A 20,196-nucleotide genomic window follows, 5' to 3' on the forward strand; every position below is an offset into this window, starting at 1 on the left:
TGTGCCGCCCAGCGCGATTGTTCGCCCTGTTGCACAATTACCTCGACGTGCCGTGGTGGCCCGTTGCTCGTTCGCGTCGCCTCCCGGAGGTCCATCACCCGTGCCGATCCCGCCCGAGTACCTGCTCTCGTCCCAGGCACCGGCTCCGCGCACCCTGTGCGAGATCCTCGCCGCCACCGCCGAGCGGTACCCGGACGCGCCGGCCGTCGACGACGGCGACCGCATGGTCTCGTACTCCGAACTCGCCGTCCTGGTGCGTCGAGTGGCCCGCAGGCTCGCGTCGATCGGCATCGGACGCGGGCACCGGGTGGGTATCCGGATGCCCTCGGGCGATCGCCATCTGTACATCGCGATTCTCGCGACCCTGTACGCGGGCGCGGCCTACGTGCCGGTGGACGCCGACGACCCCGACGAACGCGCGCGACTGGTCTTCGGCGAGGCCGACGTCGACGCGATCATCGACGCCGACGGCGTCCATCGGCGCACCGACCGCGAGACCCGCACCGATCACGACCCCGCACTCCTGTCGTCCCCGGCGACCACCGCCGACGACGCGTGGATCATCTTCACCTCCGGCTCCACCGGGAAGCCGAAGGGCGTGGCGGTGACCCACCGCAACGCCGCCGCGTTCGTCGACGCGGAGGCCCAGCTGTTCCTGCAGGACGAACCGCTCGGACCCGGCGACCGCGTGCTCGCCGGCCTCTCGGTCGCCTTCGACGCGTCCTGCGAGGAGATGTGGCTGGCGTGGCGCAACGGCGCCTGCCTCGTACCCGCGCCGCGGGCGCTCGTCCGTTCCGGAATGGACCTCGGTCCGTGGCTGGTGAAGCGCGACATCAACGTCGTCTCGACCGTCCCCACCCTGGCGGCGATGTGGCCGGCCGAGGCCCTCGAAGCCGTCCGTCTGCTGATCTTCGGGGGTGAGGCGTGCCCTCCCGAACTGGCCGACCGTCTCGCGACGGACGACCGGGAACTGTGGAACACCTACGGGCCCACCGAGGCCACCGTGGTGGCCTGCGCCGCGCAGATGCACCGGGGACGGCCGGTGCGGATCGGTCTGCCGCTGCGCGGCTGGGACCTCGCGGTGGTGGGAGCCGACCAACAGCCGGTGGAGCCGGGGCAGACTGGCGAACTCGTGATCGGCGGCGTGGGGCTGGCCCGCTACCTCGACCCGGTCAAGGACGCGGAGAAGTATTCGCCGATGCCCTCGCTCGGCTGGGATCGCGCCTATCGCAGCGGCGACCTGGTGCGGATGTGCGACGACGGTCTCGACTTCGTCGGCCGGGCGGACGATCAGGTCAAGATCGGCGGTCGGCGCATCGAACTCGGCGAAGTCGACAACGCGCTCCAGAATCTCCCCGGGGTCAGCGGTGCGGCGGCCGCCGTCCGCAAGACAGCCACCGGGAACGCCCTGCTGGTGGGCTATCTCGCGTCGGCCGACCCGAGTTTCGACGTCGCGGCCGCGCAAGCGCTGCTGCGCGAGGACCTGCCCGCCGCGCTGGTGCCCCGGCTGTTCCTCATGGACGAGCTGCCCACCCGCACCTCGGGCAAGGTCGACCGCGACGCGCTGCCCTGGCCGGTGCCGGGCACGGACTCCTCGGACGGCGGCGGCGATCTCACACCCACCGAGGCGTGGCTCGCCGAACAGTGGACGGCGGTGCTGGGCGTCGGTGTCGACTCGGCCGAAGCCGACTTCTTCGCCGAGGGCGGCGGATCGCTCTCCGCGGCTCAACTGGTGACGGCACTGCGCGCCCGTTACCCCGAGATCACCGTCGCCGACCTCTACGACCACCCCCGGCTCGGCTCGCTGGCCGAGCTCCTCGACTCCCTGGCACCCGGGGCCACCGTCGCACCGCGGTCGGTGACGCCGGTGCCGCGGTCCACCGGATTCGCGCAGGCGGCCGCATCCATCCCACTCGCCACGCTCACCGGCATCCAGTGGATCACCTGGCTGGGCGTCGCGAACAACGTCGGTCGCGCCGCCGCCGACGCCCTCGGCTACTCCGCGCCGTGGCTGGCGTCGGTGAACTGGTGGCTGCTGATCGTCGCGTTCCTGGTGTTCGTGACTCCCTTCGGCCGGTTGGTGATCGCCGCCGCCGGAGCTCGCGCCCTGCTCGCGGGGGTCGGTCCCGGCACGTATCCGCGCGGCGGATCCGTCCACGTGCGCCTGTGGGCCGCCGAACGCTTGATGCAGGCCAGCGGTGCCCACAATCTCTCGGGAGCCCCGTGGCTCCCGACGCTGGCCCGGGCGCTCGGTGCGAGCATCGGCCGCGGCGTCGACCTGCACTCGCTGCCGCCGGTCACCGGGCTGCTGGAGATCGGCGACGGCGCCGCCGTGGAGCCGGAGGTCGACCTCGCGGGCTGGTGGATCGACGGAGACGAGCTCGTGATCGGCGAGATCGCGATCAAGCCCGGCGCCACCGTGGGATCGCGCTCGACGCTGTTCCCGGGCGCCACCGTGGGACGCGACGCGATCGTCGACCCGGGATCGGCGGTGCGCGGGAAGGTGAAGTCGCGACAGCGATGGGCGGGCTCGCCGGCCGCCAAAGTCGGCAAAGCGAAAGCCGACTGGCCCGAGCACCGGCCCCCGCGGCGTCGCCGGTGGGTGCCGGTATATGCGTGCAGCGCCTTCCTCATCTCCGGGATACCGCTGGTGTCGCTGGCCGTCGGGCTCACCGTGATCGGCTCCTGGGCGCTGCCCGCGGACTCGATGGGCGCCGCCGCGGCACGCGGCCTGGCGATGGCGCCGGTCGCCGCCGTGGCCGCGATGGCCGCGTTCGCGCTGCTCATCCTGGTGGCGGTGCGGCTGCTGTCGATCGGAATGCGCGCCGGGGTGTACCCCGTCCGGTCGCGCATCGGGTGGCAGGTGTGGGCCACCGAACGGCTCATGGACTCGGCGCGCACCTACCTGTTCCCGCTGTACGCGAGCCTGCTCACCCCCTGGTGGTTCCGCGCCCTGGGCGCCCGGATCGGCCGGGGGACGGAGATCTCCACCGCGCTGGTGATCCCGAAGTTCACCAGTGTCGGCGACGACTCGTTCCTCGCCGACGACACGCTGATGGCGTCGTACGAACTCGGGGGCGGCTGGATGCGCGTCGGCGAGGCCAAGGTCGGCAAGCGAGCCTTCCTCGGCAACTCCGGCATGGTGGCGCCCTCGCGCAAGCTGCCGAAGAATTCGCTGGTGGCGGTGCTGTCGTCCGCGCCGACGAAGTCCAAGAGCGGGTCGAGTTGGCTCGGCAGCCCGCCGGTGCGGTTGCGGCGGACGGCGTCGGAGTCCGACACGTCACGGACCTTCGCCCCGCCCACCCGGCTCCGCGTGGCGCGCGGGGTGGTCGAGACTCTGCGGATCATCGCGGTGATGGTCTCGTTCGGTATCGGGGTCGGGGTGCTGTTCGCGCTGCAGTCGCTGGCCGTGACGACGAACGTGCTGGTGGCCGCCGCATGCAGCGGGCTGATCCTGCTGGCGGCGGGAGCGGTCGCGGGCGTGATCGCGGCGATCGCCAAATGGACGGTCGTGGGGCGCATTCGCGCATCGGAGCATCCGCTGTGGAGTTCGTTCGTCTGGCGCAACGAACTCTCCGACGCCTTCGTCGAGACGGTCGCCGCCCCCTGGTTCGCCAACGCCGCGGCCGGCACCCCGGTGCTCAACCTGTGGCTGCGGGCGCTGGGCGCGCGCATCGGCCGCGGCGTGTGGTGCGAGTCGTACTGGCTGCCCGAAGCCGACCTGGTGACGCTCAGCGACGGCGCGACAGTCCAGCGCGGCTGCGTGGTGCAGACGCATCTGTTCCACGACCGCGTGATGGCGATCGACTCGGTGACCCTCGCGGCGGGTGCCACACTCGGCCCGCACTGCGTGGCGCTGCCGGCCTCCGGCATCGAGACGTCGGCGACGGTCGGGCCCGCGTCGCTCGTGATGCGCGGCGACGTGGTTCCGGCGCACACGCGCTGGCAGGGCAATCCGATCACGCCGTGGCCGCGCTGACCGTCGTCACGCGGCGTCGCAGGTTCAGCGGTAGGCTCGAACTGCCGCGCCAATCGACCAACGGGAAGGCTGTCTGTGCCAGGCAAGATCGAGAAGTCCGCGTGGCACACCCCCAAACTCAGTGCGGCTTCCCATGAATTGGATCCGTACCTTCCCCGCAACGGCAACCTCGGGTACCGCGTCTCCCGCTACGATCTGCACCTCGAGTACCGGGTCAGCAGCAACAGGCTGTCCGGGACCGCGGTCATCACCGCGTCGTCGTACCAGCAACTGAGCCGGTTCAGCCTCGACCTCGCGACGGGCATGCGCGTGGACCGCGTGACGGTCAACGACCGGCGCGCACGCTTCTCCCACCGGCTCGGCAAGCTGTCGATCACGCCGCCGGCGCCGGTGCCGCCGGGCGGTGCGCTGACGGTGGAGGTGCGCTACCGCGGCAGTCCCCGGCCGATACGGGGTCCCTTCGGCGACGTCGGATGGGAGGAACTCGACAACGGCTCGCTGTGCGCCAATCAGCCGAACGGCGCGCCGTCGTGGTTCCCCTGCGACGACCATCCCGAGGCCAAGGCGCCGTTCCGCATCGAGATCACCACCGACAGCCCGTACTTTGCGCTCGCGAACGGCCGGCTCGCGTCCAAACGCCGCCGCGCCGCGCAGACCACCTGGGTGTACGAACAGGTGGAGCCGATGGCGACCTACCTGGCCGCTATTCAGATCGGACAGTACGAACACCGGACGATGGCGGAGGAACCGGTGCCGGTGCATGCGCTGGTCCCGCCCGCGCTCCGCGCTCGGTTCGACGTGAGCTTCGCCAGGCAGCCGCAGATGATGCGCGCCTTCATCGAGATGTTCGGCCCGTATCCGTTCCGCGAATACACTGCCGTCGTGACCGAGGACGACCTCGACATCCCCCTCGAATCTCAGGGCCTCTCCACCTTCGGCGCCAACCACTGCGACGGCACTCGGGAACACGAGCGCCTCGTCGCGCACGAGCTCGCGCATCAGTGGTTCGGCAACTCGGTGACGGTCGCGCGCTGGCGCGACATCTGGCTGCACGAGGGCTTCGCCTGCTACGCCGAGTGGCTGTGGAGCCAGCACTCCGGCGGCAGGTCGGCCGACGAGTGGGCGCGGCACTACTACGCCAAGCTCGCCGCCGCGCCGGTCCGCGTCCCGCTCGCCGACCCCGGCGCCGAGGAGATGTTCGAGGACTGGGTCTACAAGCGCGGCGCGATGACCTTGCACGCGCTGCGTCTGCGGATCGGCGACGGCGAGTTCTTCGCTCTCCTCCGCCGGTGGACGGAGAAGTACGCCTACGGCTGCGTGACCACCGAGGACTTCATCGCGCTCGCCTCCACTTTCTCCACATCGTCGCTGAACGACATCTGGCAGGACTGGCTCTTCACCCCCGCGCTCCCGCCATTCCCGTCCCTGGGCTGACCTCCGCCGAAAATTTTGGCTCCCGGAACGGTCTCTCAGACCCTTCCGGGAGCCAAAACTTCCTGACTCGAGCTCAGTCCGTCAGGAACTCGCGCACGTCATCGAGACTCGGCAGCAATCCCGACTCCCGAGCCTGCGACAGGCCCGGCGCGGCGGAGTCCTTCTTCGACAGCACGTACTCCAGCGGAGAGCCGTCGCGCGCGATCTTCGGCCATTCGATGCCGAGTTCGGGGTCCATCGGGTCGATGCCGTGCTCGCTGCCCGGCCGATATCCGGTGGAGCACAGATACGTGACGACCGATCCGTCCTGCAGGGAGCAGAAGGCGTGGCCCAATCCCTCCGACAGGTAGACGGCGCGGCGGTCGTTGTCGTCGAGCAGCACCGCGTCCCAGCGGCCGAAGGTCGGCGAGCCGACGCGGATGTCGACGACCACGTCGAGCACCGCCCCCGCAGAGCAGGTCACGTACTTGGCCTGACTCGGCGGCACATCGGAGAAGTGGATGCCCCGGACCACGCCCGCCGCCGACACCGAGGTGTTGACCTGGGCGAGCTGGAACGGTCGGCCGATGGTCTCGGCGACCACGTCGGCTTTGAAGGCTTCCAGGAACACTCCGCGATCGTCGCCGTGAAGCACGGGGGTGAAGGCCCACGCGCCGTCGATGCTCAGCGGTCGTACATCCACGCTCACAACTCCCGTCCGCGCTCGAGCAGGTCGAGCAGATAACTTCCGTAACCGGATTTCACAAGGGGTACGGCGGTCGCGCGGAGCCGCTCGTCGTCGAGGTATCCCAGCCGCCAAGCGATCTCTTCGGGCACCGCGATCTTGAGCCCCTGCCGCTGCTCCACCGTCCGGACGAAGTTCCCCGCGTCGAGCAGACCGTCGAAGGTGCCGGTGTCGAGCCAGGCCGTGCCGCGCGGCAGCACCGTGACCCGGAGCTTTCCGCGCCGCAGGTACTCCGCGTTGACGTCGGTGATCTCGTATTCGCCGCGCGCGGAGGGCCGTAGGCCGGCGGCGATGTCGACCACGTCGTTGTCGTAGAAGTACAGCCCCGGCACCGCGTAGCGCGACTTCGGCCTCGCGGGCTTCTCCTCCAACGACACCGCGTTCCCCGCCGAGTCGAACTCGACGACACCGTACGCGCTGGGATCGGCGACCCGGTAGGCGAAGATCGCACCGCCCTCGAGCCCATCGAACCCCTTGAGCTGCGAACCCAGCCCCGGACCGTAGAAGATGTTGTCGCCGAGGACCAGCGCGACGGAATCGTCGCCGATGTGATCGGCACCGAGCAGGAAGGCCTGCGCGAGGCCCTCCGGTTCGGGCTGAACGGTGTAGCTGATCGAGACGCCGAACCGCTCGCCGTCGCCGAGGAGATGTTCGAAGGCGGCGCGGTCGCCGGGCGTGGTGATGACCAGGATGTCCCGGATCCCGGCGAGCATCAGCGTCGAGAGCGGGTAGTAGATCATCGGCTTGTCGTACACCGGGACCAGCTGTTTGCTCACACCCAGCGTGATCGGGTGAAGCCTGCTCCCGGTGCCGCCGGCGAGGATGATTCCGCGCATGCGATCAGCCTATCGGTACAGTTGGCCGCGACAGATTTCGAAGCCACGGGGCAGCGATGCCCGGATCCGGGGGAACCCGTATGCGAGTGCTGGTGACCGGCGGAGCCGGTTTCATCGGAGCCAACTTCGTGCTGCGGACACTGGCCACCCGGCCCGACGCCCAGCTGACCGTTCTCGACAAGTTCACCTACGCCGCGAACCCGTCGACGCTGCAACCGGTGGCCGACCGGATCCGCGTGGTCCGCGGCGACATCGCCGACGCCGCGACCGTCGATCCGCTCGTCGCCGAATCGGATCTCGTGGTGAACTTCGCGGCCGAATCGCACAACGACAATTCGCTCGCCGACCCGTCGGCATTCGTCCAGACCAACCTCGTCGGCACGTACACGCTGCTCGAAGCAGTCCGTAGGCATGACGTGCGCCTCCACCACATCAGCACCGACGAGGTCTACGGCGACCTCGATCTCGACGATCCGACGCGTTTCACCGAGGAGACGGCCTACAACCCGTCGAGCCCGTACAGCTCCACGAAGGCCGGCAGCGACATGCTGGTCCGCGCGTGGGTCCGGTCGTTCGGCATCGCCGCCACCATCTCGAACTGCTCGAACAACTACGGGCCGTATCAGCACATCGAGAAGTTCATTCCGCGCCAGATCACGAACGTGCTGACCGGGGTGCGGCCCAAGCTCTACGGCGACGGGCGCAACGTCCGCGACTGGATCCACGTCGACGACCACAACGACGCCGTCTGGGCCGTCGTCGACCGCGGTCGGATCGGTGAGACCTATCTGATCGGCGCCGACGGCGAGGTCGACAACCGCACGGTGGTCGAGGCGATTCTGACCGCGCTCGGACAGCCCGCCGACGCCTTCGACTTCGTCACCGACCGCGCCGGCCACGACCGCCGGTACGCGATCGACTCCCACCGCCTCCGCACCGAACTCGGGTGGCGGCCGGCGTACACCGATTTCGCCTCCGGCCTCGCCGCGACGATCGCGTGGTACCGCGAGAACCGCGACTGGTGGGCGCCGCACAAGGAGGGCGTGGAAGCCGCCTACGTCCGGACTCAGCAGATCCTCGATTGATCGGAGACCCGACACTCATGCGCGTACTCGTCACCGGCGGCGCCGGCTACATCGGTTCGCACACCGTCCTGCAACTACTGGCGGCGGGGCACGACGTCCTGATCGCCGATGATTTCAGCAACGCCAAGCCCGCGGTGATCGACCGGCTCGAGGAACTGAGCGGACAGTCGATCAAGGTGCACCGCGTGGACCTGACCGACGAGGCGGCCACCGCCGCGATCTTCGCCGCCGAGGACATCGACGCCGTCATCCATTTCGCGGGATTCAAGGCGGTCGGGGAATCGGTCTCCGAGCCGCTGAAGTACTACCGGAACAACCTCGACACCGCGTTCAGCGTGCTCCGCGCGATGGACGCCCGCGGCGTGCGGAAGTTCGTCTTCTCCTCCTCCGCCACGGTGTACGGCGAGAACCCGGTGCTCCAGCGCACCGAGGACATGCCGACGTCGGCGAACAATCCGTACGGCTGGACCAAGGTGATGATCGAGCAGGTGCTGCGCGATCTCGCCGTCGCCGACGACTCCTGGCGGATCGCCCTGCTGCGCTACTTCAATCCGGTCGGCGCGCACGCCAGCGGCCGCATCGGTGAGGATCCGAACGGGCTGCCGAACAATCTGATGCCCTTCGTCGCACAGGTGGCTGTCGGACGCAGGGAGAAGCTGTCGGTGTTCGGCGACGACTACGACACCGTCGACGGCACCGGCGTCCGCGACTACATCCACGTCGAGGACCTGGCCGCCGGCCACATCGCCGCACTCGACCGGCTCGGTGAGACCGCCGACGCGCTGTCAGTGTGGAACCTGGGCAGCGGTGAGCCGGTGTCGGTGCTGCAGTTGGTCGCGGCCTTCGAGCGCGCCAGCGGCCGGACGATTCCGTACGAGGTGGTCGCACGCCGGCCGGGCGATCTGGCGGCGAACTGGGCCGATCCGTCGAAAGCGAATCGGGAACTCGGCTGGCACGCCGGCCGCGGCATCGACGACATGTGCGCCGACGTCTGGCGCTGGCAGTCGCAGAATCCGAACGGTTATCCGGACGCGTAGTCGGAGCGCAGCTCCACCGGTTCCTCGACCAAGGCGTCGTCCGCGTCGTTCGGCGTGCGGATCACCTGTGCCAGAACCGTCGCGACGACGACGATCGCGGTGAACACGAACAGCCAGCCGATGGCCGCGAAGACCATGCCCAGCGATCCGAACGAGGCGCGCGCGGAGTGGAACACCTGCGCGTAGCCGATCTGCGTGATCGCCATGAAGACCGTCAGTCCGGCGCCGGCCAGGGCGCCGATGCTCCACAGGTCGGGTGCGGCCAACTGTCGCACCGTCAGAATCCGCGGGACCGCGGTCCACGCCAGCATCCAGATGACGAAGGTCCAGATCAGCGCGAACACCATGCGTCCGCCGTCCTCGTTGTAGTCGAGCACGACGACCGCCTGCGCCGTGGTCGCGAGGGCGAGTACCGCGACCACGGTGAGCCACCGCCACCAGCCGCGCAGCCCGGTGGACCGCACACCCCAGACGCCGACGTACATGCGGTCGAGGGCGCGGGCGAGCGAAGTCGCGGACACGATGGTCATGAAGGCGCCCGCGATGCCGAACGACGCGTACGACCCCGGCGAATCCGGGTGTCCCAGGACGAGTCCGTCGAGGCTGAACATCATGATCGTTCGGTCCAGGACGCCGTCTCCGGGAATCGTGGTCAGCAGCAACAGCACCGGGAGGATGGAGGTGAACGCCTGCGCCGCGAGGGTCATCGCACGGTCGCTGACATTGCTGACCGCTATCGCGCGGACCATCCGGTACCCGAGGACGAGGTGATCTGCGGCGCTCTCCGGCAGACGCGCGAGCACCGCGTTCAGCGGTCCGGTGATCTTGGTCGGAACCATGCGCGAAATCATGTCACCCCCTCTCCCGGGGCGGGTACGGGAGCCGCTTCAGACGCGTTCGAGGTCCACGGTCTGCTCGGCCGGCTCCACGGTCTGCGGACCGGCCGCTCGCGTGCGGTTCGCGAGGGAGACCACCGCGGCCCCGAGTGCGGTCATCGCGATTCCCGCTCCGAACATCTCGGGGTAGCTGATCGACGGGAAACGCTCGACGACCCAAGCCATCACAGCCGGCGAGGCGAATCCCAGATAGGTCAGGGTGTAGAAGACGGCCGTGAGCCCGGCGAGATCGTCGGGTCCGGCGAGACGCTGGACCTCCATGAGGCACGAGATGAGCGCCATGCCGTAGCCGCAGCCCAAGACGATGGCGGTCACCACCGCCAGCGCGATCGACGGGTGCAGCACGACGACGATCGCCAGCGCCATCCCCACCGCCACCAGACCCAGTGCCACGAGCAGGGTGCGCACCGACCCCGGGCGGTCGATCCGCTTGCCGAGGGTCTGGATGAAGAAGCCCGCCGTGAGTCCCGCGACGCAGCAGAGACCGGCGAACGCGATCGCGGTGCCGGGCGTGTGTTCGGTCATCATCGCGGGAATCACCGCATAAGCCATCGCGCAGGCGCCGAAGACCCACGGCGCCACCGGCGCCACGAGCAGCCAGAACCGCGGCTTCATCGCCGAGGGAATGCGCATCGCGTCCCGCAGCCGACCGTCCGAGGCACGCGGCCGGGTCTCCGGCGTCCGCAGGATCAGACCGAGCGAGGCCACCGCGAGTGCGACGTTGACCAGGTACGACAATTGTCCCGGCAGCGGAGCCCACTGCGCGAGCACGGCCGCCAGGCCCGCACCGACCCCGAAGCCCGCGGTCAGGCTCAACGCGGCGCGTCGGGCACCGGCCGACGGCGGATCGCCCGCCCGGTCCGACAGTTCCTTGATCCACGTTCCGCCGACCGCCATCGCCAGACCCAGCGCCACACCGCTCAGGACGCGGCCGGCGGCCAACAGCGGAACCGAGTGCTCGCCGAACGCCAGGAGGATGGACCCGGCCGCCGCGATCACCGGCGACGGCAGCATCAGCGCGCGGCGGCCGAGCCGATCCGACAGTGGTCCGCCGACCAGCAGTGCCGGGACGATGCCCAACACGTACAGGAACAGCAGGGCGTCCACCACCACCGCCGACATCTGCGATGCGGTCCGGTACATGACCAGCAGCGGTGTGAACTCATTGCCGCCCCATGCCGCGGTGAAGACCGCCAGCGAGACCGCGGGCCACCCGGCGACCGCGCCGCGTGCGCGTTCGGCCGCGCTCATGCCGCGCTTCCGTCCGTGCCGTGGACACCGGTGAGGTGTGCGGTCAGCAGCGACGCGAAACGGGCGGCGTCGGCCGCTCCGACCACCTGCGCGAGGTCGGCGTGATCGGCCACGATGCGTTCGGTGATTCCGGGATCGTGACGCAGTCGCTCGGCCGTCATCCGACGATGCCGTTCGCCCAGCGAGACGTAGAAGTCGGCCAACAGCCCGTTGCGCCCGGCGGCGACGATCAGCTGGTGGAACTCGGCGTCGAGCCGCGCGAACTCCGACGCGTCGGCCGGATCCACCAGCCGGTGCCGCGAGAGGTTGTCCTCCAGTCGGCCGACCAGTGCGGCGATGGCCACGGTGTCGCCCGACACTGACTCCATCGCGTGGGTCTCGAGCAGCACACGGGCGTCGAGGACGTCCCGGGCCTCGCCTTCGCCGATCGGGACGATGAGCGCGCCGCGCTTCGGGTACAGACGCATCCAGCCCTCGGCGGCCAGCCGTAGGAAGGCCTCGCGGACCGGTGTGCGACTCACGTCGAACCGAGTGGCGATCTCGCCCTCGCTGATCATCTCCCCGCCGGGAAGGTCGCAGGTCAGGATCAATTCCTTGACCTCGTCGTACACGCGGTCCGCGGATGAATACGTCATAGACACAAGTTGTATGTTAGCGCTCGGCGGCCTCGACGGCCGCATCGGGGAGGCGACCCCGCAGGCGCGTGCACCGGTCGTGCGCGCCGATGGCACAATCTCATCCGTGCCGCGTCGGCTCCATCCTCTTCGACGCGGGCGTCACCGCCACCGTCGACGGCCGAGCGACCCTCCCCGCGATGTGACTTGCGCGACGACGCGACCGTTCGGCGCCACCGTGCCGCCGAGACGAATACGCTGCACACACTCCGCGGCGCCCTTCACCTCTGCGCGTGTCGGCAGCATCCGCGGAGCAGATCTGACAACGGACAACGGCGTCCGCATCGAGGAGACACAGTGACCAGTACGGCAGACGAGACGATCGCTGCACCGAGCGAGCCGGAGACCACCGACATGCCCATCACCGACGACGAGATCTTCGACGCGCACCGCGGCGGCAAACTGTCCGTCGAACTGAGCGCCCCCATCGCCACCCAGCGCGATCTCTCGATCGCCTACACACCCGGCGTGGCGCAGGTATCGCGCGCGATCCACCGGGAACCCGAACTCGTCAACGACTACACCTGGACCGACCGGTTGGTGGCGGTGGTGTCGGACGGCACCGCCGTCCTGGGTCTGGGCGACATCGGCCCGCGCGCCTCGCTGCCGGTCATGGAGGGCAAGGCCGCCCTGTTCCGCACCTTCGCGGGCCTGAACTCCATCCCCCTGGTTCTCGACACCACCGACCCCGACGAGATCGTCCAGACGCTCGTCCGGCTGCGGCCCAGCTTCGGCGCGGTGAACCTGGAGGACATCTCGGCGCCGCGCTGCTTCGAGATCGAGCGCCGCGTCATCGAGGCGCTCGACTGCCCGGTGATGCACGACGACCAGCACGGCACGGCGATCGTCGTCCTCGCCGCCCTCAAGGGCGCGGTCCGGTTCCTGGGCCGTGAGCTCGCCGGACTCAAGGTGGTCGTCTCGGGCGCCGGCGCGGCCGGGGTGGCGTGCGCCAAGATCCTCAAGGCCGCGGGCGTGGATGACATCGTGGTGCTCGACTCCAAGGGCATCGTCGGCACCGACCGCACCGACATGGTCGAGTACAAGAACGAGGTCGCCGCATGGAGCAATCCGCGCGGGCTCACCGGCGGTGTCGCCGAAGCCCTCGACGGCGCCGACGTCTTCCTCGGCGTCTCCGCGGGGACCGTCGACGAGAAGCTCATCGCCTCGATGGCCGACGACGCGATCGTCTTCGCGATGTCGAATCCCGACCCGGAGATCCATCCGGACGTGGCCGCCAAGTATGCGGCGATCGTCGCGACCGGACGCAGCGACTTCCCGAATCAGATCAACAACGTCCTCGCCTTCCCCGGCGTCTTCGCCGGAGCGCTGGACGCCGGCGCCCGCCGTATCACCGAGGGCATGAAGATCGCCGCCGCCGAGGCGATCCTCTCGGTGGTAGGCGACGATCTGGCCGCTGACCGCATCGTGCCCAGCCCACTCGACGAGCGGGTGGCTCCCGCTGTGGCCGCGGCCGTCGCCGCCGCGGCCCGCGCCGAGGGCGTCGCCGGATAGCGAAATCCACTGGCCGAGGCCGTCGCCGCACCGGCAGACTGGGACGCATGTCCCTCTGGTGCAGCGACGGCCTCGACTTCACGGCGTATCTGGACAGGATCGGTGCGGCCGCACCGCCCGTACCGACGCTCGACGCGCTGCGCGAGCTCCATCGCGCCCACGTCACGTCCATCCCGTTCGAGAACCTCGAGATCATCGTCGGCCGACCGATTCCGCTCGACATCGCTGCCGTCCAGCGCAAGCTGGTCGAGCAAGCGCGCGGCGGTTACTGCTTCGAGCACGTCGCGCTGTTCGCCGCCGCACTCGAACGCCTCGGGTTTCGCTTCACAGCCCTGTCCGGGCGGGTGATTCTCGGCGGCGACCCCGAGACGCGGCCTGCGACGCATGCGCTCCTCGCCGTCGAGTTCGACGACGGCAGTCGATACCTGTGTGACGTCGGCTTCGGCCGCGGCCCCCTCGAGCCGATCCCGTTGGCGAACGGCGCGGAGGTGGAGCAGGACGGCTGGGGTTTCCGCCTCACCTCTTCACCGGTCGGCGACCTGTTCGGTACCGCACGCTGGGTCCTCGCCCAGCGGGCCGAAGAGTGGATCCCTCGCAACGCGTTCACGTTCGATCCGCAGTTCCCGATCGACTACGCGGTCGGCAATCACTTCGTCTCCACTTCACCCCGGTCACCGTTCGTCACCCGATCCTTCGTTCAGCGCTTCGACGAACGCACACACGAGACCCTCGACGGGGTCACCTGGACCACGGAGAAACCGGACGGCCTCTCACAGGTCCGCGACGTCGAACCCGCGGAGCTCCCGGTCCTGCTCGCGGACGTCTTCGGCGTGGTCCTGGACCCGGACGATTGTCGCGCGGTGATCGCAGCGGAGACCCGACGCATCGCGGAATCGGCCTCCTAGCACCCGTTTTGCCTGCGAGGCTGACGACTCGGTACCATCATGAGCGCTGTCGTCAGACGGCACGCCGCCTTAGCTCAGTCGGCAGAGCGATTCACTCGTAATGAATAGGTCGGGGGTTCGATTCCCCCAGGCGGCTCCGCAGGTCAGACACGGTTTCGGCCCTGTCTCCCGATGGTCCCCGGCACAGTTGTGTCGGGGATGTGTCGGCTAGCTTACCGCTTCGTCCCGCTCACCTCCGCTCGTTCCCGTCGTCTCGTGGTCGTCTAGCGCCTGGCTGATCGCATCATCGAGGCGGATCACCAGACCGTCGAAGGTGTCCGGGAAGAGGCCCGCATAGTGCCGCAGCGTCGTCGCCGCGCTCTCGTGCCCGAGCATGCGTGAGACCGCCATCACCGACGCCCCTGCCTCGATCGCCAGTGAGGCGGCGGTATCGCGGAAGTTGTGCGGGGTGATGGCCGGCAGGCCTGCCCGAGCGAGTGCCGGATTCAGCACGGATCGCCGCCAGTTCCCGTTCCGGTAACCCGTGTCTTTCGATGTCCCGAACAAATGTCGCCGCTTCGCCTTCAGTTGCTTCGCCGCCCACGGCATCAGCTCACGCAGCACGAGGCTCGGCAGAGGGACCGTCCGCGACTCATGATCCTTCAAGTCACCGAGTACGAGTGTCCCGCTCACCTCGGCGTAGGCATGGGTCAGTCGCAGGCCGCGCTCCGTCACCTGAGACGGCCTTAGGGCAGAGATTTCGCCCCATCGGGCACCCGAGTAGCCCATCGTCAGAAACATCAGCCGGTCCGCTTCGCAAGCCGCCGCGTCCGCCAGCCGCCAGAGCTGCCGATGCGACAGGGGCCTTGGCTCGTTCCCCTTCAGCTTCGGCAGCGTGATGCCTGCTGTCGGGTCGCGCGCAATCAGCCCCTCTCGCATCGCCGCCCCGAGCGACTGCCTCAGCACCACCAAAACTTGATAGGCGGTGTGCACAGACACGTCGTCACGAATCGCCGCGATTGCCTGCTCCACCTTCAGCGGCGTGACCGACGACAGGGGGACTCGCCCCAACTCTGCGCGTGCTCGCTCTGCCGCCCACTCCCGTTTCCGGATCGTCAGCTGCGCTCCACCCCGAGTCGCCAGCCACTCGTCCAGCCACTGCCCGTAGGGCATCGCCGCGTCATCCGGGTGCACCCACGTGCCGAGCCTCAACATCGTCTGCTGACGCATCTCCCACCCGGCAGCATCGCGCTTACGCTCAAACGTCTGCGAACCCACGTACTGCGCCCCGGCATAGAGCCGCACGCGCCACTTCCCGCTCGGCAGCTTCTCGATCACACGAAACCTCTCACCTCTCACCGTCCCACCACCGCACATGCGGCAAGCACGAAACCGAAGCCCTCACCTGCCTCCCCAGGCGGGATTCACCCCCGCGCGTGCGGGGACACTCAGATCGAAACGAAAGTCCTCTGCACCGGCCAGGATTCACCCCCGCACGTGCGGGGGATTCACCCCCGCACGTGCGGGGACACGAACCTTAGCGTCGGCGTTTCGATTCGGCGGCCGGATCGACTTGATGCTCACCGAGCCACTTGTCCACGGCCGATTTCCGGTAGCGCACGTTCCGTCCCATGCGGATGTACACCGGGCCGAGCCGATCGGTCCGCCAGTCGCGGAGCGTGTCTTCAGCGACCCCTAGATACTCGGCGGTCTGCAGCGGCGTCCACAGCGGGTCGTCCACACTCACGATTGCCTCCTGTTTCATCAGCCCTTCTCCCGATTGCGTCGTGTCCTGGGTTGTAGCGGCTCCGTCCGGGAACCCGGCTGCGCCGGAACCCCGGACGGCCCAACCGGCGTCTGCCCGTGCCCGGGTTGGCGCGTCACAGCGACGCCAGCATCATCAAGTTCGGTGTACGCCTCCCCGGCGGCGGCGAAGTCGGCGGCGAAGTCGAGGGACTGCCGCACCTGTTCCATGCGTTCCTCCCACTGCTCGCGGACGATCGCCTGTTCGGTGTCGTCGAGCGCGTCGTAGGACTCGATCCCGGCCAGGACGCGGGCGATCCGGCGGTCGTTGACGTTCGAGACTTCCTGCGGTTCCCTCACGATGCCGTCACCTCCCCAGCCGCGCCCTGCCGAGCCTCCGTCTGTGCTCGCAGCCAGTTGATGTCGTACCGCCTGACATGCATCGCGTACGCTTCATAGCTTTCAACGAGATCAGAGCGCAGCATCGTCGGGCGTTGCCCCGGCTGCCGATAAAATCCGAGCCCGGGCGGCATATCACCCGCCGCCTCCAGAAGCTCGGGGTCGAGGTCCGGGAAAAGCATCCGCCAGCCCTCCGCGCCCGAGAACCGGAAGGCCAGGCGTGTCGTGAGCTGTTCGCGGGCGTAGCCGCCGAGAATCTCGGCATCCGGGCGCTGCGCGAGACACACCAGCCTGATGCCGACCTTCGCCGCCTCTGCGGCCAGGGTCTCCAGGTGATTCCGAAACGTCGGGCCGAGGCGGTCCGCGGGTTTCGCGCCGCTCATCTGATCCGCCCCCGCCAAGGCCCGCACGATCCCGGGGAGCTCTTCCAACACCACCACCAGCAGCGGCAGGCGCGGCGAGAACGTACCGAGTTTGTCGATGTCATGCTCGGCCAACAGCGCCAGCCGCCGCGTCATCTCTCCTCGAATCTCGCCCATCACTTCCACCGCCCGCCCGGGCTGGTGCATCCCCCGCACGATCCACGGATCGATCTTGGTGCCGAGGCGGTCCGCGAACGGCTTCAGCAGCACCTCGGTCGGATCGATGCCCACCACACGCACACACGGCCCGCCCTTTGCGACGATCTGCCCAAGCATCGAGTACGTCGCGACACTCTTCCCCGATCTGGTCTCGCCGCAGGCCAGAACATGCCCACACCCGACCAAATCGATCACCGCGTCCGCGCCGTCGCGTTGCCGGCCGAGAACGATCGGCAGGTCACTCATCGTCGCTGGCATTGGCCTCTCCCTCCCGCTCGATTGCGTCGTACCAGGCCGGGCCGCTCGCCTCGTGCGGTCCGCTCGCGGCTTTCGTCAGCGCAGCCGGTTCCGCGTCAACGATCCATGCCGCGCGGCGGGTCTCCCGCACCGGCTCCCGCGTCACCACCGTGATCACGAGCAGCGCACGCCCGGTCGGCGTCTCCGCTGCCGCCACATACTCGACCTCGCAGCGGTCGACGCCGAGATACTGCGCAAGCAGCGGCATCTCCCGCGCGAGATCGTCACGCGCGATCCACGAGGCGTCGATCCCGAGCGCTGGTCCGAGCGCTGACGGCCACACGCCGATGATTCGCGGCGCCCGCTCGCCGTCTGTCAGGACCGCCGTTGCGGCACGTCCGCCGCCCGCGAGCAGTCGCCCGCGCCGCCTGCCGAAAACGGACATCGTAGCGAAACCGGCTGCCAGCGCCGTGGCTGCCGGGTCCGGCTCAGTCAGCCCAATCGCACGGCAGAAGTCCGGCCACACCCTGTTGACGCGCGCGATCATTTCGCGGTCGGTCTGGCGCTGCTCATCCGTCAAATCCATGATTCCTCCCTCCGTTGCTTGTCGCTGAGCCCTGCGCCGCGCTCGCTGCTTCGGGTGCAGCACCGTGTACGACACGACAGCGGCCGCAGCGCCGATGATCAGCAGCACTACATAGGGCGCGGGCGTCACGTCCGCTTTGATGTCGAGACCACGCCCCAGGCACGCAGCTCCGCCGATCACCACCGCGACTGGCAGAGCGAGCCGCCGCACGAGCCGCACTACACGCGCTCCGTACAGGTCCAGGAGGGCGCTCATCGCTGCCGGTCCCGCCACAGCGTCACCGCGGTCTCGCCAGCCTGCCGACCCATCCGCGCCGCCGTACCGAACAGCCAGACCGGGACAAACAAGATACCGGCCGCCATCAGGGTCGTGGCGGCTGCCGGGATCATGTACCGAGGTTCGCCCACGATCAGCACGACGATCGCTACGGCCGCCGCTACCGCCGCAGCGATCTTCCAGTATCGGATCACGGCGCGCCGCTGGCGCTGCTTGCGGGCCTCCCACACTTGTCCGTTGGTCACCGTCGGCACCGGGTCGGCCGCCTGCCCGGGCACGGGGCCGTACGAATCGGCGAAGTCCGGCCTGCTCATTCTTCTTCCTTCCACATCTCGTCGTGGCGGTCTGCGAGACGCACCACCCGTGTCAGTGCCTCTACCCCCTGATCAATCGCCTCAGCGAGCTCCGCCTGCAGTGCTTCGGCCCCCTCAGGTGGGTCGGGTTTCTCCGTCAGCTGCCACGCCGACTCCCACAGCGGCCCGGATTTCAGCCCAGCGAGCGCCGCGATCGCCGCTGCTGCGTACGGTCGCGCCTCCCTGCGATCGCCCGAATGCTCCTCCCTAACGACCGCCAGAATTTCCGCCATCACTGTCAGCAGTTCCGCCGTTGTCAGCCCGTCCGCGCTCACCTCGCCTCCCTCGTGGTGACAAGCTCTCGGACCGCAGCAAGCTCCGCCGCGAGACCGCCCAGCCCGGCCGCTGCCTCACGAGCTGCGTCCCGCTCCTTAACGGCCTCCGCGAGCTGGGCCTTCAGCTGTGCGACCTCGGCCGCCTCGGTCCCCGCCTGCATCGCCTTCAGCTGCGCGAGAACTGCCTCAAGACCGGCCGAGCGCGCCAGCTCGTCACGCAGCTCATCGACCTCCTTCGCCAGCTCATCCACCTCGGCCGCCAGCTCATCACGCTCGGCCGTGAGCCCGATGATCTTGGCTTCGAGCTCCGCCACATCGGCTTCTGCCCTGATGCGCGCCTCCGAGACCGCCCGCTGATAGCTGGCTTCAATGAGCGTCAGGTGCGCCTTCAGGCTGGTCGTCGTCGGTGCCTGCATGACTGCAGCGAGATTCGCCTGCACGGCCTCCTCGATCGCCGCAGGGTCCCCGAAGCGGGCGTCCGCCTCGACCTCCCCGACGATTTCCGCCAGCTCCGCCAGTCCCGCCGACACGGGCCGGGCGTGGTCACGCTCGATGCGGCGAACCTGCCGCCGCGCCGCGTTCCGGCAGGCATCCGAGCAGTAGCGCGCGTCCGGGCGGCGTCCAGCGAGAGACGCCCCGCACCGCTCACACACCCGATCCGATCCGGTCCGATCCGATTCGGGTGCGTCCGGGATCGGATCGGCTTCCGTGGCCTCGACGCTGGCGCTCATCCGATCACCCCCAGCACCCGCAGGACCGGCTCACCGACTCCGTCCAGCACCAGCTGGACCGCCCGCATCTGAGCCGTCAGCAGCGCCGCATGCAGGTCCGCCACGGCGCCCATCAGGCGCTCGCCTTCGCCGACGCCGCGCCCTTGGCCAGCGCATCCGCCACATTCCCCGCCGGAGTCAAGCGCTCGACGTAAGCCGTGGCCACCAGCACCCCGCGCGGCCCGCCGTCACCGAAGCCGGGCCGGGCATCAGCCCGCAGCGTCAGCCGGACATCGCCTTCGGCCTTGAAAATGGTCCCGGCCGGGACCTCTTCGAGGGGGGTTGCCGTATCGACTGTCACCCCGTCGACAGCGACACCATCCACCGACAGCGCGATCCCCGTCAGACGGCGGATGACCTGCCCTTTGGCGTCAGTCAGGTCGTTGCCGGTCGGCACGTTTTTGCCGGTCGCCGCGTCCCGGGCGTACTCTGCGCGCACCTTGGCTGTGCCGCCCATGCCGATCAGCACGAAAGACTCGGGACGGGCAGGTACGGTGAAACTGGTCATTTCGGGCATGATCGAGCGCCCCTTTCATGGGTCGATATTTTTTGGATTTGGCTGCGGCACTGAGCGTTTCGCCGCGCCTGTCCGCCTCGATCCGGCGGTAGCACGACCGTATCCCTCGCACCTCCGCGCCACAAGAGTCAAAAACCCGCTCTGACC

Annotated in this window: 20 protein-coding genes and 1 tRNA gene; 7 read left to right on the forward strand and 14 right to left on the reverse strand. The window is 69.1% G+C overall.

Going from position 1 to position 20,196, the window contains the following annotated elements; genetic code table 11:
* Positions 1-100: 100 nt before the first annotated feature.
* Both ACZ5QD_RS12595 and ACZ5QD_RS12600 read left to right on the forward strand, forming a co-directional pair.
* Entirely contained in the window at positions 101-3,979 is a 3,879-nt protein-coding gene (locus ACZ5QD_RS12595; protein WP_062366448.1) for a Pls/PosA family non-ribosomal peptide synthetase, read from the forward strand.
* 75 nt (positions 3,980-4,054) lie between these two features.
* Complete coding sequence (locus ACZ5QD_RS12600; RefSeq protein ID WP_006897977.1) at positions 4,055-5,413, forward strand: M1 family metallopeptidase; 1,359 nt, start codon at positions 4,055-4,057, stop codon at positions 5,411-5,413.
* Positions 5,414-5,486: 73 nt separating this feature from the next.
* On the opposite strand, the gene ACZ5QD_RS12605 is transcribed toward ACZ5QD_RS12600, so the two are convergent.
* Positions 5,487-6,095 (reverse strand): dTDP-4-dehydrorhamnose 3,5-epimerase family protein, encoded by a 609-nt coding sequence (locus ACZ5QD_RS12605; RefSeq protein WP_346076779.1) that lies wholly within the window; start codon positions 6,093-6,095, stop codon positions 5,487-5,489.
* A 2-nt stretch (positions 6,096-6,097) separates the two neighbouring features.
* Positions 6,098-6,973: a glucose-1-phosphate thymidylyltransferase RfbA gene (rfbA, locus tag ACZ5QD_RS12610; RefSeq protein WP_006897975.1), complete on the reverse strand. Its 876-nt coding sequence runs from the start codon at positions 6,971-6,973 to the stop codon at positions 6,098-6,100.
* An 80-nt stretch (positions 6,974-7,053) separates the two neighbouring features.
* Here rfbA and rfbB point away from each other — a divergent pair, with 80 nt between their 5' ends.
* Positions 7,054-8,058: a dTDP-glucose 4,6-dehydratase gene (gene rfbB, locus ACZ5QD_RS12615; protein ID WP_433821758.1), complete on the forward strand. Its 1,005-nt coding sequence runs from the start codon at positions 7,054-7,056 to the stop codon at positions 8,056-8,058.
* A gap of 17 nt (positions 8,059-8,075) precedes the next feature.
* Positions 8,076-9,095, forward strand: coding sequence for a UDP-glucose 4-epimerase GalE (gene galE / locus ACZ5QD_RS12620; RefSeq protein ID WP_006897973.1), 1,020 nt, complete (start codon positions 8,076-8,078; stop codon positions 9,093-9,095).
* Here the strand turns inward: galE and ACZ5QD_RS12625 are convergent.
* From ACZ5QD_RS12625 to ACZ5QD_RS12635, 3 genes are read right to left on the reverse strand one after another with little or no spacing between them, the layout of a single operon-like run.
* On the reverse strand, positions 9,080-9,934 hold the full coding sequence (locus ACZ5QD_RS12625) for a YihY/virulence factor BrkB family protein (protein ID WP_006897972.1): 855 nt from the start codon (positions 9,932-9,934) through the stop codon (positions 9,080-9,082). The genes galE and ACZ5QD_RS12625 overlap by 16 nt on opposite strands.
* Positions 9,935-9,982: 48 nt before the next feature.
* On the reverse strand, positions 9,983-11,242 hold the full coding sequence (locus ACZ5QD_RS12630) for an MFS transporter (RefSeq protein ID WP_464366803.1): 1,260 nt from the start codon (positions 11,240-11,242) through the stop codon (positions 9,983-9,985).
* Positions 11,239-11,877, reverse strand: a complete 639-nt coding sequence (locus ACZ5QD_RS12635) for a GntR family transcriptional regulator (protein WP_222111458.1) — start codon at positions 11,875-11,877, stop codon at positions 11,239-11,241. The genes ACZ5QD_RS12630 and ACZ5QD_RS12635 overlap by 4 nt, the downstream gene beginning before the upstream one ends.
* A 393-nt stretch (positions 11,878-12,270) precedes the next feature.
* Between ACZ5QD_RS12635 and ACZ5QD_RS12640 the strand changes: the two genes are divergently transcribed.
* The 3 genes from ACZ5QD_RS12640 to ACZ5QD_RS12650 all read left to right on the forward strand — a co-directional run bounded on the left by ACZ5QD_RS12640 (position 12,271) and on the right by ACZ5QD_RS12650 (position 14,469).
* Positions 12,271-13,428 carry an NAD(P)-dependent malic enzyme gene (locus tag ACZ5QD_RS12640; protein WP_231875672.1) on the forward strand — a complete coding sequence of 386 codons (1,158 nt, stop codon included), beginning with the start codon at positions 12,271-12,273 and terminating at the stop codon, positions 13,426-13,428.
* Between the two features lie 47 nt (positions 13,429-13,475).
* A complete protein-coding gene (locus tag ACZ5QD_RS12645) occupies positions 13,476-14,333 on the forward strand; it encodes an arylamine N-acetyltransferase family protein (RefSeq protein ID WP_375003438.1) in 858 nt (285 codons plus the stop codon).
* A 63-nt stretch (positions 14,334-14,396) separates the two neighbouring features.
* Positions 14,397-14,469: transfer RNA gene (locus ACZ5QD_RS12650), tRNA-Thr, on the forward strand.
* Positions 14,470-14,540: 71 nt separating this feature from the next.
* Here the strand turns inward: ACZ5QD_RS12650 and ACZ5QD_RS12655 are convergent.
* The 9 genes from ACZ5QD_RS12655 to ACZ5QD_RS12695 form a co-directional block, all read right to left on the reverse strand.
* Entirely contained in the window at positions 14,541-15,650 is a 1,110-nt protein-coding gene (locus tag ACZ5QD_RS12655) for a tyrosine-type recombinase/integrase (RefSeq protein ID WP_464366804.1), read from the reverse strand.
* Between the two features lie 199 nt (positions 15,651-15,849).
* On the reverse strand, positions 15,850-16,059 hold the full coding sequence (locus ACZ5QD_RS12660; protein WP_464366805.1) for a helix-turn-helix transcriptional regulator: 210 nt from the start codon (positions 16,057-16,059) through the stop codon (positions 15,850-15,852).
* Between the two features lie 17 nt (positions 16,060-16,076).
* Positions 16,077-16,415, reverse strand: a complete 339-nt coding sequence (locus ACZ5QD_RS12665; RefSeq protein ID WP_464366806.1) for a hypothetical protein — start codon at positions 16,413-16,415, stop codon at positions 16,077-16,079.
* Positions 16,412-17,293, reverse strand: coding sequence for an FtsK/SpoIIIE domain-containing protein (locus ACZ5QD_RS12670; RefSeq protein ID WP_464366807.1), 882 nt, complete (start codon positions 17,291-17,293; stop codon positions 16,412-16,414). Before ACZ5QD_RS12670 ends, ACZ5QD_RS12665 begins: the two co-directional genes overlap by 4 nt.
* A complete protein-coding gene (locus tag ACZ5QD_RS12675) occupies positions 17,274-18,113 on the reverse strand; it encodes a hypothetical protein (RefSeq protein ID WP_464366808.1) in 840 nt (279 codons plus the stop codon). The genes ACZ5QD_RS12670 and ACZ5QD_RS12675 overlap by 20 nt, the downstream gene beginning before the upstream one ends.
* Positions 18,110-18,448, reverse strand: a complete 339-nt coding sequence (locus ACZ5QD_RS12680) for a hypothetical protein (protein ID WP_464366809.1) — start codon at positions 18,446-18,448, stop codon at positions 18,110-18,112. The genes ACZ5QD_RS12675 and ACZ5QD_RS12680 overlap by 4 nt, the downstream gene beginning before the upstream one ends.
* Positions 18,445-18,762 carry a hypothetical protein gene (locus ACZ5QD_RS12685; protein ID WP_464366810.1) on the reverse strand — a complete coding sequence of 106 codons (318 nt, stop codon included), beginning with the start codon at positions 18,760-18,762 and terminating at the stop codon, positions 18,445-18,447. The genes ACZ5QD_RS12680 and ACZ5QD_RS12685 overlap by 4 nt, the downstream gene beginning before the upstream one ends.
* Positions 18,759-19,493 carry an FtsB/FtsL family cell division protein gene (locus ACZ5QD_RS12690; protein WP_464366811.1) on the reverse strand — a complete coding sequence of 245 codons (735 nt, stop codon included), beginning with the start codon at positions 19,491-19,493 and terminating at the stop codon, positions 18,759-18,761. Before ACZ5QD_RS12690 ends, ACZ5QD_RS12685 begins: the two co-directional genes overlap by 4 nt.
* A 112-nt stretch (positions 19,494-19,605) precedes the next feature.
* A complete protein-coding gene (locus tag ACZ5QD_RS12695) occupies positions 19,606-20,040 on the reverse strand; it encodes a hypothetical protein (RefSeq protein WP_464366812.1) in 435 nt (144 codons plus the stop codon).
* Positions 20,041-20,196 lie beyond the last annotated feature (156 nt).

The sequence above is a fragment of the Gordonia sp. J1A genome, assembly GCF_055393515.1.

What these genes read in the sequence shown, in the direction of transcription:
- rfbA (WP_006897975.1), bottom strand. Translation starts at nt 6,973, where the DNA reads ATGCGCGGAATCATCCTCGCCGGCGGCACCGGGAGCAGGCTTCACCCG.
- rfbB (WP_433821758.1), top strand. Translation starts at nt 7,054, where the DNA reads ATGCGAGTGCTGGTGACCGGCGGAGCCGGTTTCATCGGAGCCAACTTC.
- galE (WP_006897973.1), top strand. Translation starts at nt 8,076, where the DNA reads ATGCGCGTACTCGTCACCGGCGGCGCCGGCTACATCGGTTCGCACACC.
- ACZ5QD_RS12625 (WP_006897972.1), bottom strand. Translation starts at nt 9,934, where the DNA reads ATGGTTCCGACCAAGATCACCGGACCGCTGAACGCGGTGCTCGCGCGT.
- ACZ5QD_RS12630 (WP_464366803.1), bottom strand. Translation starts at nt 11,242, where the DNA reads ATGAGCGCGGCCGAACGCGCACGCGGCGCGGTCGCCGGGTGGCCCGCG.
- ACZ5QD_RS12635 (WP_222111458.1), bottom strand. Translation starts at nt 11,877, where the DNA reads ATGACGTATTCATCCGCGGACCGCGTGTACGACGAGGTCAAGGAATTG.
- ACZ5QD_RS12640 (WP_231875672.1), top strand. Translation starts at nt 12,271, where the DNA reads ATGCCCATCACCGACGACGAGATCTTCGACGCGCACCGCGGCGGCAAA.
- ACZ5QD_RS12645 (WP_375003438.1), top strand. Translation starts at nt 13,476, where the DNA reads ATGTCCCTCTGGTGCAGCGACGGCCTCGACTTCACGGCGTATCTGGAC.
- ACZ5QD_RS12670 (WP_464366807.1), bottom strand. Translation starts at nt 17,293, where the DNA reads ATGCCAGCGACGATGAGTGACCTGCCGATCGTTCTCGGCCGGCAACGC.
- ACZ5QD_RS12675 (WP_464366808.1), bottom strand. Translation starts at nt 18,113, where the DNA reads ATGAGCGCCCTCCTGGACCTGTACGGAGCGCGTGTAGTGCGGCTCGTG.
- ACZ5QD_RS12680 (WP_464366809.1), bottom strand. Translation starts at nt 18,448, where the DNA reads ATGAGCAGGCCGGACTTCGCCGATTCGTACGGCCCCGTGCCCGGGCAG.
- ACZ5QD_RS12690 (WP_464366811.1), bottom strand. Translation starts at nt 19,493, where the DNA reads ATGAGCGCCAGCGTCGAGGCCACGGAAGCCGATCCGATCCCGGACGCA.
- ACZ5QD_RS12695 (WP_464366812.1), bottom strand. Translation starts at nt 20,040, where the DNA reads ATGACCAGTTTCACCGTACCTGCCCGTCCCGAGTCTTTCGTGCTGATC.